Raw genomic sequence first — 16,151 nt, 5'->3', positions numbered from 1 at the left:
CCGTCAGCCGCCGACGATCGGCTTGCCCATGGGCATGGGCTTCCCGCCCGTCGCCTGGCCCAGGGCGTCCACGAAGAGGTAGACGCCGACCAGGGCGAACGCGAACACCACGATCCCGCCGATGGTCAGCAGGCCCGTCGAGCCGCTCGAGGTGCCCAGCAGCACGATCAGCAGGGCGGCGTCGATGAGCACGAACAGCAGGGTGAACACCGACGGCAGGCGCAGCGAGGCCACGGTGAGCACGACGACGCCGATCAGCCAGGTCAGCAGGAAGGTCTCCTGCGCCCCGGTGGCCACGGCGGTGTCGGTCGACGTCGGTCCGAACCAGTCCGCCCCGAGCGAGGTGGCGAGCACGGCGAAGCTCAGCCAGAACCCGGTGAAGATGCCGAAGATGGCGGCCGGGGCGCCCGCCCCCACGCGCACCGCCCAGACCGTGGCCACGAGCTGGCCGATCCCGGTGCACATGAACAGGATCGGGAGCATGCCCACCAGTGCGGTGCTCGCGGCGCCGGTGAAGCCGATCAGGTAGAGGCCGAGCGCCACCGACCCGATGACGAAAGTGGGTACACCCACCAGCGCCGGGTTGGCCCCCGCCGCGGCGGCGGCGGCCGCGTCGGCCTCGGCATCCGGGGCCGCGTGGGCGGCGCTGGACTGCTCGTCGATCGTGGTCATCCCCACTCCTTCGTGTGTCCGACCGGGATCCGCCCGCGGGGCTCGCCCCCTTGCGCTACGCGGCGCAACGGCGTGAATCCGGTGTGAGACGAGTGTGGTGTGGGACACGGCTACGCGGGCACCGGACGAACGGAGGGGGACGAACGGAGGGGGGACCTGTCCATCCGCATCGTGAACCGATCCAGGGGGCATGCTGCCCGCATGGCCGCCCGCCGACAGGACGCACGAGTGCTGCGCGAAGCCGCTCGAGGGGTGGTCGGCGGCGCCGTGGGCACCGGCGCGATGGCCCTCGCGGCCCATCTTCGCCGTCGCCGCTTCGCGCGGCGACACGGGGTGACGCCGGAGGAGGCCGGCGTCGTCCTCGACTACGACGACAGCGACCAGGTCGTCGTCGCCGCCTCGACGCTCACCGGCCTCGCCGTCGGCTGGGTGCCGCGCTCGCCGCGGGAGCGCCGGGTGCTGTTCTGGGTCGTGCACTGGGGTTACGGGTCGGTGGTCGGCGCCGCGCACGTCGCCCTGCAGCACGCCCTGCGACGCGAGCCGGCCGCCGGGCTGGTGTTCTTCGCCGCCTCGCAGGTCATGGCGCTCGCCCTCTTCCCGGTGCTCGGCGAGACCCCGCCGCCGTGGCGCTGGGAGCGCCGGCTGGTGGTGACGAGCTTCGTCCAGCACGCCGTCTACGCGGGCGGGGTCGCGGCGACCAACGCGGCGACGTCCTCGCCGACGCTCACCGCGCGCCTCGGTCGCCGCGCCCGCTGAGCCGGACCGGTCGCGAACAACCGGTCACCGGGCGGGCACACGGTGTGCGCGCTAGGTTCCCGTGACCGTGGCGGCACCCTCCTCGCGCACGGCGCTCGGGCTCCTCGGGGCCTTCGTCACCGGCGCGTTCATCGTCGGCCAGGCCCGGGTCAACGCCGAGCTGGGTGCCGAGCTCGGCGACGGCGTGGTGGCCGCGGTGATCTCCTTCGGGCTCGGCCTGGTCCTGCTGCTCGTGCTCCTGGCCCTGCTGCCCGCCGGCCGGCGCGGTCTCGGGCGCGTCGGCTCCGCGCGGCGCCGCGGGCAGCTGCGGACCTGGCAGCTGCTCGGCGGCCTGGGCGGCGCGCTGCTCGTCGCCGGCCAGGGGCTGACCGCGCACGTCCTGGGCACCGCGCTGTTCACCATCGCCGTCGTCGCCGGTCAGTCCGGCGGCGGGCTGGTCGTCGACCGCGTCGGGCTGGGGCCGGCCGGACCGCAGGCCACGACCCCGCCGCGCATCGTCGGGGCCGTGCTGATGCTGGGCGCGGTCGTGCTCTCGGTGGCGCCGTCGGTCAGCACCGACGCGCCGGTGGTGCTCGCGCTGCTCCCGCTCGCCGCCGGCCTCGCCGTCGCCGCCCAGCAGGCCCTCAACGGTCGGGTCGCGGCGGCCGCGGGCGGGTCACGGAGCGCGTCCGCGCGGGACGAGAGCGACTCCGTGGTCGCCTCGGTGCTCCCCGCCGCGACGGTCAACTTCATCGTGGGGGGCGCGGCCCTGGTGGTCGCCGCGATCGTGGCGGTGCTCGTGCTCGGCCCGCCGAACCCGCTGCCCAGCGCCTGGTACCTCTACCTCGGCGGGCCGTTCGGCGCGATCTTCATCGGGCTCGGGGCGTGGGTCGTCGGGCAGGTCGGGGTGCTGCTGCTCTCGCTCGGCGCGGTCGCGGGGCAGATCGTCGGCGCCCTGGTGCTCGACCTCGTCCTGCCCTCGGCCGCCGGCACACCGGGTCCGACCACCGTGCTCGGGGCGCTGCTGACCCTCGTCGCGGCGGGCGTCGCGTCCGCCCCGTGGCCACTGCGACGGTCAGCTGCGCGGAACACGGGGTCCGCCCTGCCATGATGAGGACGTGACCGCGACCAAGCTGGACGGGAAGGCCACCCTCGCCGCGATCCTCGACGACCTGAAGGCACGGGTCGAGGCGCTCACCGCCGCGGGCCGGACGCCGGGCCTCGGCACGGTGCTCGTCGGCGATGATCCGGGGTCGCACTCCTACGTCAAGGCCAAGCACAACGACTGCGCCAAGGTCGGGATCGACTCGATCCGCCGCGACCTGCCCGCCGACGCCACCCAGGCCGACGTCGAGCGCGCCATCGACGAGCTCAACGCCGACCCGGCGTGCACCGGGTACATCGTCCAGCTCCCCCTGCCCAAGGGGCTGGACTCCGGCGCGGTGCTCGAGCGGATCGACCCCGACAAGGACGCCGACGGCCTGCACCCCACCAACCTCGGGCGGCTCGTGCTCCAGGAGCCGGGCCCGCTGCCGTGCACCCCGCGCGGGGTGGTCGAGCTGCTGCGCCGCTACGACGTGCCGCTGAACGGCGCCAAGGTCACCGTGCTCGGCCGCGGGGTCACCGTGGGCCGCCCGCTGGGCCTGCTGCTCACCCTGCGCTCGGTGAACGCCACCGTGACCCTGTGCCACACCGGCACCAAGGACGTCGCGTCCGAGCTGCGCGCCGCCGACGTCGTCGTCGCGGCCGCCGGCGTCCCCGGGCTCGTCACCGCCGACATGGTCAAGCCCGGCGCCGCCGTGCTCGACGTCGGCATCACCCGCGGGGAGAACGGCCTGGTCGGCGACGTCGCGCCGGAGGTCGCCGAGGTCGCCTCCTACCTCGCCCCGGTCCCGGGCGGCGTCGGCCCGATGACGCGCGGCATGCTGCTCACCAACGTCGTCGAGCGCGCGGAGCGCCAGAGCAACGGATGAGCATCGGATGACCGCCGTGACCCCACGACCGGGACGACCGCCGGGACCCCCACCGGGTCCGCCGGCGGTCGGATCGCGGTCCGGGTCACCCGCCGGTGCCGCGGACGCGACGGCGGAGGCCGCCGCACCCCCGGCCCCGCGTCCCGCGCCGCGGTCGGGTCCGCAGCCGGCGTCCCGGACGGTGCCGCCGGTGTCCCCGACGTCACCGACGTCGCGCCCCGGGATGCCGCCGCCGGACGAGAGCCCCACCGAGATGCTCCCGGCGGGCCGCCACGCCCGCCCCCCGCGATCCCGCGCGGAGACGCTGCGCAAGCTGCGGGGTCACGTGGCGTTCCTCGCGGTGATGCTGGTGGTGGCCGTGGCGTTCGCCCGGATCGGCCTGCAGCACTGGCGCGAGGGCACCACCGAGCTGGGCCTCGCGCTGCTGCTCGCGGGGGTCCTGCGGGCGAGCCTGACCCGCACCGCGGCCGGTCTGCTGGCCGTCCGCAGCCGCCGGGTCGACATCGTCACCTACGTCCTGTTCGGGCTCGTCATGGTCCTGGTCTCGCTCACCATCACGGGTGGCCCGCTCGCGAGCCGGTGACGCCGCCCACCTGGGTATTCCTCACCCGTCGTCGCCCGCACGCGCGTTGATAGCGTGCGGACGAGCCAGCCGGCGCCGGTGGTCGGCGCCCCATGAGGAGGTCTCTCGAGTCGTGGCGAAGATCAAGGTAGAGGGCACCGTCGTCGAGCTCGACGGTGACGAGATGACCAGGATCATCTGGCAGTTCATCAAGGACAAGCTGATCCACCCGTACCTCGACATCGATCTCGAGTACTACGACCTCGGCATCGAGCACCGCGACGAGACCGACGACCAGGTCACGGTCGACGCCGCGAACGCGATCAAGAAGCACGGTGTCGGCGTCAAGTGCGCGACGATCACGCCGGACGAGGCGCGCGTCGAGGAGTTCGGCCTCAAGCGGATGTACCGCTCGCCCAACGGGACGATCCGCAACATCCTCGGCGGTGTCATCTTCCGCGAGCCGATCGTCTGCCAGAACATCCCGCGCTACGTCCCGCACTGGACCAAGCCGATCGTCGTCGGTCGTCACGCCCACGGCGACCAGTACCTCGCACAGGACTTCAAGGTCCCCGGCCCGGGCACCGTCACCATCAGCTACACGCCCGACGGCGAGGGCGAGCCGATGGAGTTCCAGGTCGCGAAGTTCCCCGAGGAGGGGGGCGTCGCACTGGGCATGTACAACTACAAGGACTCGATCGTCGACTTCGCCCGCGCCTCGCTGCGCTACGGGCTGGACCGCAACTACCCGGTCTACATGTCGACCAAGAACACCATCCTCAAGGCGTACGACGGCATGTTCCGCGACACCTTCGAGGAGATCTTCGAGGCGGAGTTCAAGGCCGACTTCGAGAAGGCCGGCCTGACCTACGAGCACCGCCTCATCGACGACATGGTCGCCGCCGCCCTGAAGTGGGAGGGCGGCTACGTCTGGGCCTGCAAGAACTACGACGGCGACGTGCAGTCCGACATCGTCGCGCAGGGCTTCGGCTCGCTCGGTCTGATGACCTCGGTGCTCATGACGCCCGACGGCACCGTCGAGGCCGAGGCCGCCCACGGCACGGTGACCCGGCACTTCCGCCAGCACCAGCAGGGCAAGGAGACCTCGACCAACCCGATCGCGTCGATCTTCGCCTGGAGCCGTGGCCTCGCCCAGCGCGGCCGTCTCGACGGCAACGACGCCCTCGTCGACTTCGCGCAGAAGATCGAGGACGTCTGCATCAAGACCGTCGAGGACGGCAAGATGACCAAGGACCTGGCGCTGCTGATCGGCAAGGACGCGCCGTACCTCAACACCCAGGACTTCCTCGACGCCATCGACGAGGGCCTGCAGAAGGCCGTCGCGAGCTAGCGGCGCCCGACTCGCCGAGGGGCCTCGTCCGACGTCGTCGGGCGGGGCCCCTCGTTCGGGGGATAGGACCTGCCGTCGCCGGGCACCCCGGGCCGTTCGGCCGCCCCGCCGCACGTCGCCGCCGGAGGACCCCCCATCACTGACAGACTCGGCTCCATGGACGAGGCCCCCGCCTCCCGGGACATCGCGCGTGGTCACACGCCCACACGCGGGCACGTCATCGGCGAGGGGCTCGCGTGGGCCGCCCGGTGGAGCCTGCGGTTCCTGCTGGTCGTGGCCGCCCTCACGGTGGTCGGGTTCCTGGTGATCTCGCTGTGGGACGTCATGTTCCCGGTGTTCCTCGGGCTCGTCATCGCGACGGTGCTGGAGCCGCCGGTGACGTGGCTGCGCAACCACGGGTGGAACGGGACGCTCGCGACCGCGGTGGTGCTGCTGCTGGGGCTGGCGATCTTCGGCGGGATCATCGCGGCCATCGCCCCGGCGGTCGCGGGGCAGGCCCCGGCGATCGGGCAGGGCGCCGTCGGCGGGATCCAGCAGATCCAGAGCTGGCTGCAGGGGCCGCCGTTCAACCTGGGCGCGAGCCAGATCGGCGGGTACGTGCAGGCCGCGGTCGAGCGCATCCAGCAGAGCGCGGGCCAGATCGCCACCGGCGTGCTCACCGGCCTGACGACGGTGGCCAACAGCGTCATCAACGCCGTGCTCGCGCTCGTGCTGGCGTTCCTGTTCGTCAAGGACGGCCCGACGTTCCTGCCGTGGCTGCGCCGCGTCGCGGGCCCGACGTCCGGCGGCCACCTCGCGGAGATCGGCGCCCGCTCGTGGCTGCGTCTCGGGGGGTTCATCCGCAGCCAGGCGCTCATCGGGTTCGTCGACGCGCTGTTCATCGGCGTCGGCCTGGTCATCTTCGGCGTCCCGCTGGCCCTGCCGCTGGCGGTGCTGACGTTCTTCGGCGCGTTCATCCCGATCATCGGCGCCCTCGTCGCCGGGGCGCTGTCGGTGCTCATCGCGCTGGTGGTGCAGGGGCCGGGGACGGCGATCGGGGTGCTGATCCTCATCCTCGCCGTGCAGCAGATCGAGGGAAACCTGCTCCAGCCGCTGGTCCAGGGCCGCGGGCTGGGGCTCAACTCGGCGATCGTCATCCTCGCGGTGACGGCGGGCTCGAGCCTCGCCGGCATCGCCGGGGCGTTCCTGGCGGTGCCGGTGGCGGCGGTGATCGCGGAGATCCTGCGCTACTTCGGCGAGCAGATCGACCTGCGCACCGGCCACCAGGACGAGCCGAGCCAGGACGCGGTCGCCGAGATGCAGGACGACGACACCGACGTGGGCACCGATCTGGACCCCGACGCCTCGGACGACTCCGGTGACTCCGAGGAGCCGTCCGCGACGACCACGGTCCCCGGCTCCGACGGCACCTCCCCGGGAACGGCGCGGCCCGCCGGCGGCTGAGGCACGGGGTGTCTCAGCGTGGCGGCCACGCTGACGTCCAACAACAGGAAATCCACCAGCTCGACGCACGCGAGGGCGGCCCCGGCTCCGGAGCCGCCCTCGCGTGCGTCGGTCGGGTCAGCGACCGAGCAGCACCGCGCGCGGATGACGGACCAGCGCGGCGGTCTCGGCGCGGCGCACCCACGCCACCACGGCGACGAGCACGAGCACTACGGCCGGCAGCAGGATCATCGCGCCGCCCAGCGTCGCCGCGGTGATCACGACCGCGCCCGTCATCAGCACCACGCAGCCGGTGGCCGCGAGCCCGGCCAGGCGGGGGACCAGCAGCCCGATCGCGGCGGCCAGCTCGACCACGCCGAGCGCCACCACGCCCGCCGGGCCGATCCCCATCATCGCGAAGCCGGCGACGTTCGTCGGGTCGAGCGAGACCTTGCCGAACCCGGACATCAGGTACAGCGCGGCCAGCAGGACCTGGAGGACGACGAGGCCCCAGCGCGCCGCCCGGGGACGCGCGGCGATCGGGGCCTCGGTGGCGGTCGTGGTGCTCATCGTTCATCTCCTCGGTTGGACAACCTCTAGGTTGATATGAAAACAGGACCGAGGAGTGCGGTCAAGGGGTCAGGCGAGCGCGAGCTCGTAGGACTGGCCGTGCTCCACGCCGCCGAACGCGGTGTGGTCCTCCTCGCCGGTGAGCACGAAGCCGGCCTCGAGGTAGAGGTGTCGCGCGGCGGCCAGCGGCTCGTTGGTCCACAGCACGAGGCGTGCGTAGCCGGCGTCCCGGGCGAAGGCGACGCACCGCGCGACGAGCGACCGCCCGACGCCGTGGCCGCGCGCGGCCGGGTCGACGAGCAGGAGGCGCAGGCGGGCCGTCCGCTCGTCCTCGTGCACGCACAGCACGCTGCCGACGCGCACGCCGTCGAGCTCGGCGATCCAGCCGGCGTCGCGCCCGGGCCGGGCGTGGGCCGCGTGGTCGGCGACGATCCGCGAGGTCACGGCCTCGACGGCCCAGTCGTACTCGGCGGCGTAGAGCTCCCCGTGGGCCATCAGCACCCAGCCCAGGTCCCCGGGGCGGCCCAGCTCCCTGATCGTCACCTCACTCATCACGACCTCCTCACTGAAACGAGTGTTTCAGTGAAGCACACTGAGCGGGTGTCGGAGGGTTCCGCGCGGCAGCAGGAGCTGCTCGAGGCCGCGTACGCGTGGGTGCTCGACCACGGCTGGGCCGGGATGTCCCTGCGTCCGCTGGCCGAGGCGATCGGGTCGAGCCCGCGCGTGCTGCTGTTCCTGTTCGGCAGCAAGGACGGGCTGGTGCGCGCGCTGCTGGCGCGCTCGCGGGCCGACCAGCTCGCGGTCGTCGACGCCGTCGGCGAGGGCGGCGACCTCGCGGCGGTGGGCGCGCGCGTCTGGGCGTGGCTGGCGGCGCCTCCGCACCGGGCGCTGGTGCGGCTGTGGCTCGAGGGCTACACGCACTCCGTCGCCGACGACGGCGCCGGGCCGTGGGCGGGGTTCGCGGCGCGCACCGTCGCCGACTGGGACGCGCTGCTCGCCGACCACCAGTCCGCCGCCCGCCGCGACACCGCGGCCGGTGCGGCCGAGCGCGCGCTGCTGCTGGCGGTCCTGCGCGGGGCGCTGCTCGACCTCCTCGCGACCGGCGACACCGCCCGCCTCGACGCCGCCGTCGCCGCGCACCTCGATGGCCTCCGGCCTCGTGAGTGATCCGGGTCGCCCCGGCCATCCGGATCACTCACGAGGCCGCAGGCCCTCACGCGACGAGGCCCACGAGCGCCGCGAGGACGGTCGCCCCGCCCAGCACGAGGAACGCCGCCGGGAACCCGCCGGCGAGGCCCGCGACGGCGACACCCCCGGCCGGCGCCAGAGCCACCGCGAGCGTGACCGGCGCCGAGAAGACGCCGTTGATGCGGCCGAAGGCGCGCGTTCCCCAGCGGTCCGACACCGTTGATGCCTGCAGCAGCGTGCTCAGCCCCCGTCCGACGCCGGCGACGACCGCGAGCGCGATGAGCAGCGCCGCCGGCCCGGGCACGAGCGCGAGCGCGATCACCCCGGTGCTGCCGAGCAGCAGCACGGCGGCGACGCGGAGGCGCGGCGTCGACCGCCGCACCAGCGGCACGAACGTCAGCCGCCCGGCCACCTGCCCGACCCCGGTGAGCCCCAGGCCCAGCGCGGCGAGGCCGAGGTCCAGCCCGCGACCCATGAGCAGCGGGACGAGGTTGATCGTCGTCGCGAAGAGCCCGAAGGCACCGACCGTCATCACCGCGGTGACCACGGCGAACCGCGGGCTGCGCAGCACCGACCGCGCGTGCTCGGCGTCCGCGGCCTCCGTGTCGGCGCCGCGCTCGTGCGGGCGCCACGGCGGGGTCAGGAAGGCGGCGTGCAGCGGCACGGTGACGACGGCCAGGACGACGGCGAGCACGAGGTAGGTGCCGCGCCACCCGAGGGCGCCGAGGAGCGCGGCCGTCAGCGGGGCGAACACGGTGCTGGCGAAGCCGCCGAGGAGGGTGACGGTCGTCAGGGCGCGGACGCGGTCCTCGCCGTACCAGCCGGTGAGCGCCGCGAAGGCCGGCGGGTAGAACGTCGCCGCCTGCGCGAGCCCGGCGAGCGCCCACGCCGCGTAGAACCACGGCAGCGTCGGCGCCGTCGCGATGGCGACCACGGCGAGCACGCCGACCATCGAGCCCGCCGTCATGACGGGACGCGGGCCGTGGCGGTCGATGAGCCGCCCGACGACGATGCCGCCGCCGGCCGAGACGAGCGCCCCGACGGAGAACGCGCCGGTGGCCGCGCCGACCGACCAGCCCGTGTCCCGGCTGATCGCGCTCACGAGCACCGGGAACGCGTAGTACAGGACGCCCCAGCTCACGATCTCGGTCACGCACAGCGCGGCGAGGGCGCGGCTCCGGGCCTCCACCTCGCCCACCCTGGACCACGCGCGGACGGCCCGCTCCGTGATCGGGCGACCCCCCCACCACGCCGGCGATGCCGCATCGCCCGCGCGGCGCGTACGTTCGAGGCCGTGGTCGTCCCCGCCGATCTCCCGCACCCGCTGTCGCTCCCGCGGCCGTTGGCCGAGCTCCCGGCACCGGCCGAGCCGCCGCGCACCGAGGTGCGGGTGGCGCTCGGGCGGGCCGCCGACGGCGCGCTCGCCGCCGACCCGGAGCACCCGGCCACGCTCGCCGACGCGACGACGCTGCTCGCGGCGCGGGGTGAGGAGCTCGACGCGCTGCTCGGGCTCGCCGCCGCCCGCCGCGACGAGCACCTCGCCGGCGAGGGGCGCGCCGGCGTCGTCACCTACAGCCCCAAGGTCTTCGTCCCGCTGACCCGCCTGTGCCGCGACCGCTGCCACTACTGCACGTTCGCCACCGTGCCCGGGCGCCTGCCCGCGGCGTACCTCGAGCGCGACGAGGTCCTCGACATCGCCCGCGAGGGGGCGGAGCAGGGCTGCACCGAGGTGCTGTTCACCCTCGGCGACCGCCCCGAGGAGCGCTGGGCCGCCGCCCGCGACTGGCTGGGCGCCCGCGACCTGACCTCCACCCTCGAGCACGTCGAGCGGTCCGCCCGCGCGGTGCTGGAGGAGACCGGCCTCCTGCCTCACCTCAACCCCGGCGTCATGGACCTCCTCGAGCTCCAGCGCCTGCGCGGGGTGTCGCCGTCGATGGGGATGATGCTCGAGACCACCGCGACGCGGCTCTGGTCGCGGCCGGGCGGCGCGCACTACGGCTCCCCGGACAAGGAGCCCGCGCTGCGCCGCCGGGTGATCGACGACGCCGGACGCGCGCGCGTCCCGTTCACCAGCGGGATCCTCGTCGGCATCGGCGAGCACCGCGCCGAGCGGGCGCAGTCGCTGCTCGTGCTCGCGGAGTCGGCGCGCCGGGGCGGGCACCTGCAGGAGGTCATCGTCCAGAACTTCCGCGCCAAGCCCGACACGGCGATGCGCGGGGAGCCCGACGCCGAGTTCGACGCGTTCGTCGCCGCGGTCGCCGTCGCGCGCCTGATCATGCCACTCGGTGTCAGTGTCCAGGCGCCGCCGAACCTGGCCGGCGAGCTGGACGACTCGCAGAGCGCCGCCGACGACCAGGCCCTGCTGCTGCGCGCCGGCATCGACGACTGGGGCGGCGTCTCGCCGGTCACCCCCGACCACGTCAACCCCGAGCGTCCCTGGCCCGGTCTCGACGCGCTGCGCGCCGTCACCGGCGCCGCCGGGTTCACCCTCACCCCGAGGTTGACCGTCTACCCGCGCTACGTGCGGGACCCGAACCAGTGGCTGCACCCCGACCTCGTCGACCCGGTCATCGCCCTGGCCGACCAGCAGGGCCTGGCCCGGCCCCGCCAGCCGGCAGCGGCGCGGTGAGCACGCGCGCCCACCTCACGCGCGCCGAGGCCGACCCCGCCGGCCTGTCCGACGAGGCCTACGTCGCCCTGCTCGGCGTCGACGGCGAGGAGCTCGACGCGCTCGCCGCCCTGGCCGACGGGCTGCGCCGCGACGCCGTCGGCGACCAGCTGACCTTCGTCGCCAACCGCAACCTCGACACCGCCGTCGTGCGCGACCCCGACCACGCGGACGCCCTGGTCGACGAGGCGTGGGCGCTCGGCGCGACCGAGATCTGCGTGCAGGGCCCGCTGCCCGCCGACGTCCCGGACCGCGCCCCGCTCGACCTCGTCGCGCTCGTCACCGGGCGGGTCCCGCTGCACCTGCACGCGTTCCGCCCCGCGGAGGTCGCCGACGCCGCGGCGCGCCTGCGGTGCAGCCCCCGCGAGTTCCTCGTCGCCGCCCGCGAGGCCGGGCTCGGATCGGTGCCGGGCACCGCCGCGCGCATCCTCGACGACGACATCCGCGCGCTGCTCACCGGCGGCACCGACATCCCCGCGGCGCGGTGGGTCGAGCTCGTCACCACGGCCCACGAGGTCGGCCTGCGCTCGACGGCGACGATGGTCTACGGGCACGTGGAGACGCCGGCGCAGCAGGTCGCGCACCTGCGCGCGCTCGCCGCGATCCAGGACCGGACGGGCGGGTTCACCGAGTTCATCGCCATGCCACTGGTGCCCGAGGCCCACCCAGCTGGTGGCTTTCCTGACGTTGAACGTCAGGGTGGCCGCCACGCTGACACACCCCGGGAGACGCGGGCGCTGCACGCCGTGGCGCGGCTGCTGCTGCACGGGCGGATCGACCACGTGCAGGCCGCGTGGCCCAAGCTCGGGCCGGAGCTGACGACCGCGGTGCTGCGCGGGGGCGCCGACGACGCCGGCGGCCTGCTCCTCGACGGCGCGCTCGACCCGGCGGCCGGGGCGGAGGCGGGCCGGCAGCTCACGCTCGCGCAGGTCGAGGCGCTCGCCGCCGAGCTCGGCCGCACGCCCCGCCAGCGCACCACCGTCTACGGCGATCCGTCCCCCGAACGGCTGGCGGTCCTGCGCGCGCCCGGGACGTGGCACCCGCCCACGACCCGGGCGTAGGTTCGGGTCGTGGCTGATCACGGCGGGTCGCGGTGAGCGCACCCGTCGACGTCGACGTCGCCGTCGTCGGGGCCGGGTTCGCCGGCATCGGCCTGGGCGTGCGGCTGGCCCGCCGCCGCCGCGAGTCGTTCGTCCTCCTCGAGCGCGCGCACGGGGTCGGCGGGACGTGGCGCGACAACCGCTACCCCGGCGTCGCCTGCGACGTGCCCTCGCACCTGTACTCGTTCTCGTTCCGCCCCAAGCCCGACTGGTCGCGGGTGTTCGCGCCGGGCCCGGAGATCCACGACTACCTGCGCGAGTCGGCCCGCGACGAGGGCCTCGACCCCCACCTGCGCCTCGGCACCGAGATGCAGCGCGCCCGCTGGGACGGCACCCGGTGGCGGATCGCGACGTCGTCGGGGACCTACCGCGCGCGCGTGCTCGTCGTCGCCGCCGGGCGCCTGTCCGAGCCGCGCATCCCGGAGATCCCCGGGCTGTCCGACTTCGACGGTCCGGTCTTCCACTCCGCGCGCTGGGACGGCGCCGCCGCGCTGGCCGGGAAGCGCGTCGGCGTCGTGGGCACCGGCGCCTCGGCCGCCCAGATCGTGCCCGCGCTGGCCGGCACCGCCGCGCACCTCGTCGTCTTCCAGCGCACCCCGCCGTGGGTCGTGCCGCGCGGCGACCGCGCCTACACCGCGCAGGAGCGCCGCGCGTTCGCGCTCGACCCCGCCGCCGAGCGGGCCCTGCGCGAGGAGCTCTTCGAGGAGGCCGAGAGCGCCATCGGGGCGCGGCGACGCGTGCGCCCCGACATCGACCGGTTGCGCGAGCGCGCGCTGGCCCATCTCGCCGCCCAGGTGCCCGACGCGCGCCTGCGGGCCCGCCTGCGCCCGGACTACGAGATCGGGTGCAAGCGCATCGTCATCTCCGACGACCTCTACCCGGCGCTCGGGCGCGACGACGTCACCCTCGAGCCGAGCGCGCTGCACCGCGTCGAGAAGACCACGGCGGTCGCGGCGTCGGGCGCCCACCACCCGCTCGACGCGCTCGTGCTCGCCACCGGCTTCTGGACGACGCGGCTGCCCTTCGCGCAGCGCATCGAGGGCCGGCACGGCCTGCTCGCCGACCGCTGGGCCGACGGGATGACCGCGCACGCCTCGACCGCGGTGCACGGCTTCCCCAACATGTTCGTGCTCAACGGGCCCAACGCGAGCCTCGGGCACAACTCCGCCGTCTACATGATCGAGGCGCAGATCGACCACGTCCTCGGCGCGCTCGACCACCTCGGCGCCGGGGCGGGCGCGCCCCTCGAGGTCACCGCGGAGGCCGAGGAGGCCTACACCCGCGAGATCGACGCGATGAGCGCGGACACCGTGTGGCTGCAGGGCGGGTGCCGCAGCTGGTACGTCGACGAGACCAGCGGGCGCCTGACCCTGCTCTGGCCCGGGACCGCCCGCTCGTTCCGGGCGCGCAACGGGACGTTCGACCCTCGCCCCTACGGGCAGTCGCCGGTCCCGGCGACGCCGGACGGCGGCGCGTGACCATCGGCCACGCGGGGTAGCTAGGTCCCACGCGGGCCGGAGGGCGTCCGCGCCAGTCGGGGACCGCGAGAGGAACGCGCCAGCGATGACGAGCGCCAGCACGACCGACACGGACGCGAACGGGTCGACCGAGCCGACGCAGCTGGAGAAGCTGCGCGCGAAGTACCCGTGGCTCGACCACCTCGTCAAGGCCGCCACCCGCTACACCGAGAAGCACGGCGACCACTACGCCGCGGCGATCACCTTCTTCTCGATCCTCGCGCTCGTCCCGCTGCTGATGGTGGCGTTCGCCGCCGCGGCGTTCGTGCTGGCCAACGACCAGGCGCTGCTGTCCCAGATCCAGAACAGCATCACGGCCGCGGTCCCGCCCGGGCTGGGCGACCTGCTGAACTCCGTCATCGACCAGGCCATCGCCCAGCGCCAGGCGGTCGGGATCATCGGTCTGCTCGGCGCCCTGTTCTCCGGGCTCGGGTGGATGAGCAACCTGCGCGAGGCCCTCTCGGAGCAGTGGGACCAGCGCGGCGAGCCGCCGTCGATCGTCAAGCGCTACGGCAGCGACCTGCTCGCCATGGTCGGCCTCGGCCTCGCCTTCATGCTGTCGTTCGCCGTCACCGCGATCGCCACCGGGCTGTCGAACACCATCCTCGACTTCCTCGGGCTCGGCGACGCCGGCTGGGCGCACGTCCTGTTCGTCATCGCCGGCATCGTCATCACCGTCGCGGCGAACTGGCTGGTCTTCCTCTGGGTCATCGCCCGGCTGCCCCGCGAGCCGGTGACGCTGCGCTCGGCGGCCCGCGCCGCGCTGCTCGCCGCGGTCGGGTTCGTCATCCTCCAGCAGGTCATGACCGTCTACATCTCGAGCGTGACCAGCTCGCCCGCCGGCGCCGCGTTCGGCCCGATCATCGGTCTGCTGGTGTTCGCCAACTTCGTCTCGCGGTTCATCCTGTTCGTCACCGCCTGGGCCGCCACGCTCAAGGAGAACGAGCGCGAGGAGATCCCCGAGCCCGCCCCGGTGATCGTCCGGCCGGCGGTGACGGTCGGGCGCACCCCGGGGCCGCGCGCGGCGGCGGGCCTGCTCGGGGCGGGCGCCGTCCTCGGCGTGCTCGGGCTGAACCTGGGCCGCCGCCGCGACCGGGACGCGTGACCCGCTAGTCCGCCGGCGCCGACGGCCCCAGCCAGGCGCACGCCAGCAGGGCGAGCTCGACGTCGAGGCGGTCGTCACCGAGCGGCCGGCCCCGCACCTCGTGGGCCCGGGCGACGCGGTACTTGACGGTGTTGCGGTGCACCTGCAGGCGCCGGGCCGCCGTCGCCAGGCTGCCGCCGGTCGCGAGGAACACCCGCAGGGTCTCGCGCAACCGCCCGACGCCGGGCTCGGGATCGGCGAGCGGGCCGAGGACCCGCCGCACCCACGCCCGCGCGCCCTCCCGGTCGGCACACAGCAGCGCGACCGCGCCGACCTCGTCGAACAGCGTCACCGCCGGCGCGCCGGTGCCCGAGGCGAGCGCGACGTCGCGGGCGCGGCGGGCCTGGTCGTGGGTCAGGCGGAACCCGGTGACGCCGGCCAGCGGGGCCCCGCAGGCCACGTGCAGCCCCGGGCCGTGCCGCGCGACCGCCCGGGCGAGGGCCTCGCGGGGCGGTGCGCCGTCGTCGCGGCGCGTCACCCACACCCAGGCGCTGCCCGCGTCCCACGGCACCACCAGCGGGCGTCCGACGGCGTCCAGCGCCGCCCCGACGTCCAGCGCCACCCGTTCCAGGGCCGCGACCGAGTCCCCGGTCCCGGCGGGCGACGGCTCGTCGACCCACACCACCAGCCCCAGGTGCACCGGCGCGAGCCGGTAGGCCAGCGTCGTCTCGACGGCCAGCTGCTCGTCGGGGTCGTTCGGCGTCCGCCCGGCCAGGACGTCGCGCACCCGCGCCAGGCGCAGCGCGTGCCGGCTCTGGCGCCAGTGCTCGCGCTCGGCCTCGTAGGCGCCGATGACGTGCTGGGTCACGTGGTCGACGTAGTCCATGACCACGAGCACGATCCGCTGCGACGCCGCCGCGGCCGCCTCCCCGGGACGGCGCGCGGCCTCGGCGAATGCCCACTCCATGAGGTGCGACTGGCCGACGCGGTAGGCCCGCACCAGCGCGTTCACGGGGACCTCGCGCTGGGCCAGGCGCCGGGCGTAGGCCATCGCCGCGGCCGGGGGCTCGACGTCGCGCGGGTCGAGGTCGTGGCGCAGCACGTGCAGGATCGTCTCGACGTTGGCCTCGACGCTCGCGGCGAGCAGGTCGAGCAGGGCGGGGTCGCCGCGCAGGTCCTCGATGCGGGTGGCGAGCACGTCGCTGATCGAGGCGCTGACCTCGGCGCGCTGCGGCGCCAGGGCGGCCGCGACCTCGGCGACCGTGGCCACCGCGTCCTCCGGGGCGGGGGAGGGCTCGAGCATGACCAC

The 16,151-nt window shown here is 74.9% G+C and carries 16 protein-coding genes; 11 read left to right on the top strand and 5 right to left on the bottom strand.

Annotated elements, in window-relative coordinates; translation table 11 throughout:
- Window positions 1–3: 3 nt before the first annotated feature.
- Window positions 4–672, bottom strand: a complete 669-nt coding sequence (locus ACFPK1_RS23220) for a GPR1/FUN34/YaaH family transporter (RefSeq protein WP_378023326.1) — start codon at window positions 670–672, stop codon at window positions 4–6.
- 201 nt (window positions 673–873) lie between these two features.
- Between ACFPK1_RS23220 and ACFPK1_RS23215 the strand changes: the two genes are divergently transcribed.
- The 6 genes from ACFPK1_RS23215 to ACFPK1_RS23190 all read left to right on the top strand — a co-directional run bounded on the left by ACFPK1_RS23215 (window position 874) and on the right by ACFPK1_RS23190 (window position 6,736).
- Window positions 874–1,428, top strand: a complete 555-nt coding sequence (locus ACFPK1_RS23215) for a hypothetical protein (protein ID WP_378023325.1) — start codon at window positions 874–876, stop codon at window positions 1,426–1,428.
- A gap of 67 nt (window positions 1,429–1,495) precedes the next feature.
- Complete coding sequence (locus tag ACFPK1_RS23210) at window positions 1,496–2,518, top strand: DMT family transporter (protein WP_378023324.1); 1,023 nt, start codon at window positions 1,496–1,498, stop codon at window positions 2,516–2,518.
- 7 nt (window positions 2,519–2,525) lie between these two features.
- The gene (locus tag ACFPK1_RS23205; protein ID WP_378023323.1) at window positions 2,526–3,380 is read left to right on the top strand and encodes a bifunctional methylenetetrahydrofolate dehydrogenase/methenyltetrahydrofolate cyclohydrolase; all 855 of its coding nucleotides are present in this window, start codon (window positions 2,526–2,528) and stop codon (window positions 3,378–3,380) included.
- Window positions 3,381–3,570: 190 nt separating this feature from the next.
- On the top strand, window positions 3,571–3,963 hold the full coding sequence (locus ACFPK1_RS23200) for a DUF3017 domain-containing protein (protein WP_378023322.1): 393 nt from the start codon (window positions 3,571–3,573) through the stop codon (window positions 3,961–3,963).
- Between the two features lie 112 nt (window positions 3,964–4,075).
- Window positions 4,076–5,293, top strand: coding sequence for an NADP-dependent isocitrate dehydrogenase (locus tag ACFPK1_RS23195; RefSeq protein ID WP_378023321.1), 1,218 nt, complete (start codon window positions 4,076–4,078; stop codon window positions 5,291–5,293).
- A gap of 156 nt (window positions 5,294–5,449) precedes the next feature.
- Window positions 5,450–6,736 carry an AI-2E family transporter gene (locus tag ACFPK1_RS23190; RefSeq protein ID WP_378023320.1) on the top strand — a complete coding sequence of 429 codons (1,287 nt, stop codon included), beginning with the start codon at window positions 5,450–5,452 and terminating at the stop codon, window positions 6,734–6,736.
- Between the two features lie 117 nt (window positions 6,737–6,853).
- Here the strand turns inward: ACFPK1_RS23190 and ACFPK1_RS23185 are convergent, their stop codons facing one another.
- Together ACFPK1_RS23185 and ACFPK1_RS23180 are read right to left on the bottom strand one after the other, a co-directional pair.
- Complete coding sequence (locus ACFPK1_RS23185) at window positions 6,854–7,285, bottom strand: DoxX family protein (RefSeq protein WP_378023319.1); 432 nt, start codon at window positions 7,283–7,285, stop codon at window positions 6,854–6,856.
- A 69-nt stretch (window positions 7,286–7,354) separates the two neighbouring features.
- Window positions 7,355–7,837, bottom strand: a complete 483-nt coding sequence (locus ACFPK1_RS23180; protein WP_378023318.1) for a GNAT family N-acetyltransferase — start codon at window positions 7,835–7,837, stop codon at window positions 7,355–7,357.
- Between the two features lie 48 nt (window positions 7,838–7,885).
- Between ACFPK1_RS23180 and ACFPK1_RS23175 the strand changes: the two genes are divergently transcribed.
- Window positions 7,886–8,452, top strand: coding sequence for a TetR/AcrR family transcriptional regulator (locus ACFPK1_RS23175; RefSeq protein WP_378023317.1), 567 nt, complete (start codon window positions 7,886–7,888; stop codon window positions 8,450–8,452).
- Window positions 8,453–8,498: 46 nt separating this feature from the next.
- On the opposite strand, the gene ACFPK1_RS23170 is transcribed toward ACFPK1_RS23175, so the two are convergent.
- Window positions 8,499–9,662, bottom strand: a complete 1,164-nt coding sequence (locus ACFPK1_RS23170) for an MFS transporter (RefSeq protein ID WP_378023316.1) — start codon at window positions 9,660–9,662, stop codon at window positions 8,499–8,501.
- Between the two features lie 105 nt (window positions 9,663–9,767).
- Here ACFPK1_RS23170 and cofG point away from each other — a divergent pair, with 105 nt between their 5' ends.
- From cofG to yhjD, 4 genes are all read left to right on the top strand, one after another.
- Entirely contained in the window at window positions 9,768–11,102 is a 1,335-nt protein-coding gene (gene cofG, locus ACFPK1_RS23165) for a 7,8-didemethyl-8-hydroxy-5-deazariboflavin synthase CofG (protein WP_378023315.1), read from the top strand.
- Window positions 11,099–12,202, top strand: coding sequence for an FO synthase (locus ACFPK1_RS23160; RefSeq protein WP_378023314.1), 1,104 nt, complete (start codon window positions 11,099–11,101; stop codon window positions 12,200–12,202). The genes cofG and ACFPK1_RS23160 overlap by 4 nt, the downstream gene beginning before the upstream one ends.
- 32 nt (window positions 12,203–12,234) lie before the next feature.
- The gene (locus ACFPK1_RS23155) at window positions 12,235–13,719 is read left to right on the top strand and encodes a flavin-containing monooxygenase (protein WP_378023313.1); all 1,485 of its coding nucleotides are present in this window, start codon (window positions 12,235–12,237) and stop codon (window positions 13,717–13,719) included.
- Window positions 13,720–13,804: 85 nt separating this feature from the next.
- Window positions 13,805–14,863: an inner membrane protein YhjD gene (gene yhjD, locus ACFPK1_RS23150; protein ID WP_378023312.1), complete on the top strand. Its 1,059-nt coding sequence runs from the start codon at window positions 13,805–13,807 to the stop codon at window positions 14,861–14,863.
- Between the two features lie 4 nt (window positions 14,864–14,867).
- Here the strand turns inward: yhjD and ACFPK1_RS23145 are convergent, their stop codons facing one another.
- A complete protein-coding gene (locus tag ACFPK1_RS23145) occupies window positions 14,868–16,145 on the bottom strand; it encodes a PucR family transcriptional regulator (RefSeq protein ID WP_378023311.1) in 1,278 nt (425 codons plus the stop codon).
- Window positions 16,146–16,151 lie beyond the last annotated feature (6 nt).

The sequence above is a fragment of the Actinomycetospora rhizophila genome (assembly GCF_042657905.1).
Taxonomy (GTDB): Bacteria; Actinomycetota; Actinomycetes; order Mycobacteriales; family Pseudonocardiaceae; genus Actinomycetospora; species Actinomycetospora rhizophila.
Note: the sequence above shows the minus strand (reverse complement) of the source record. Positions and strands in the feature narration are given on the sequence as shown.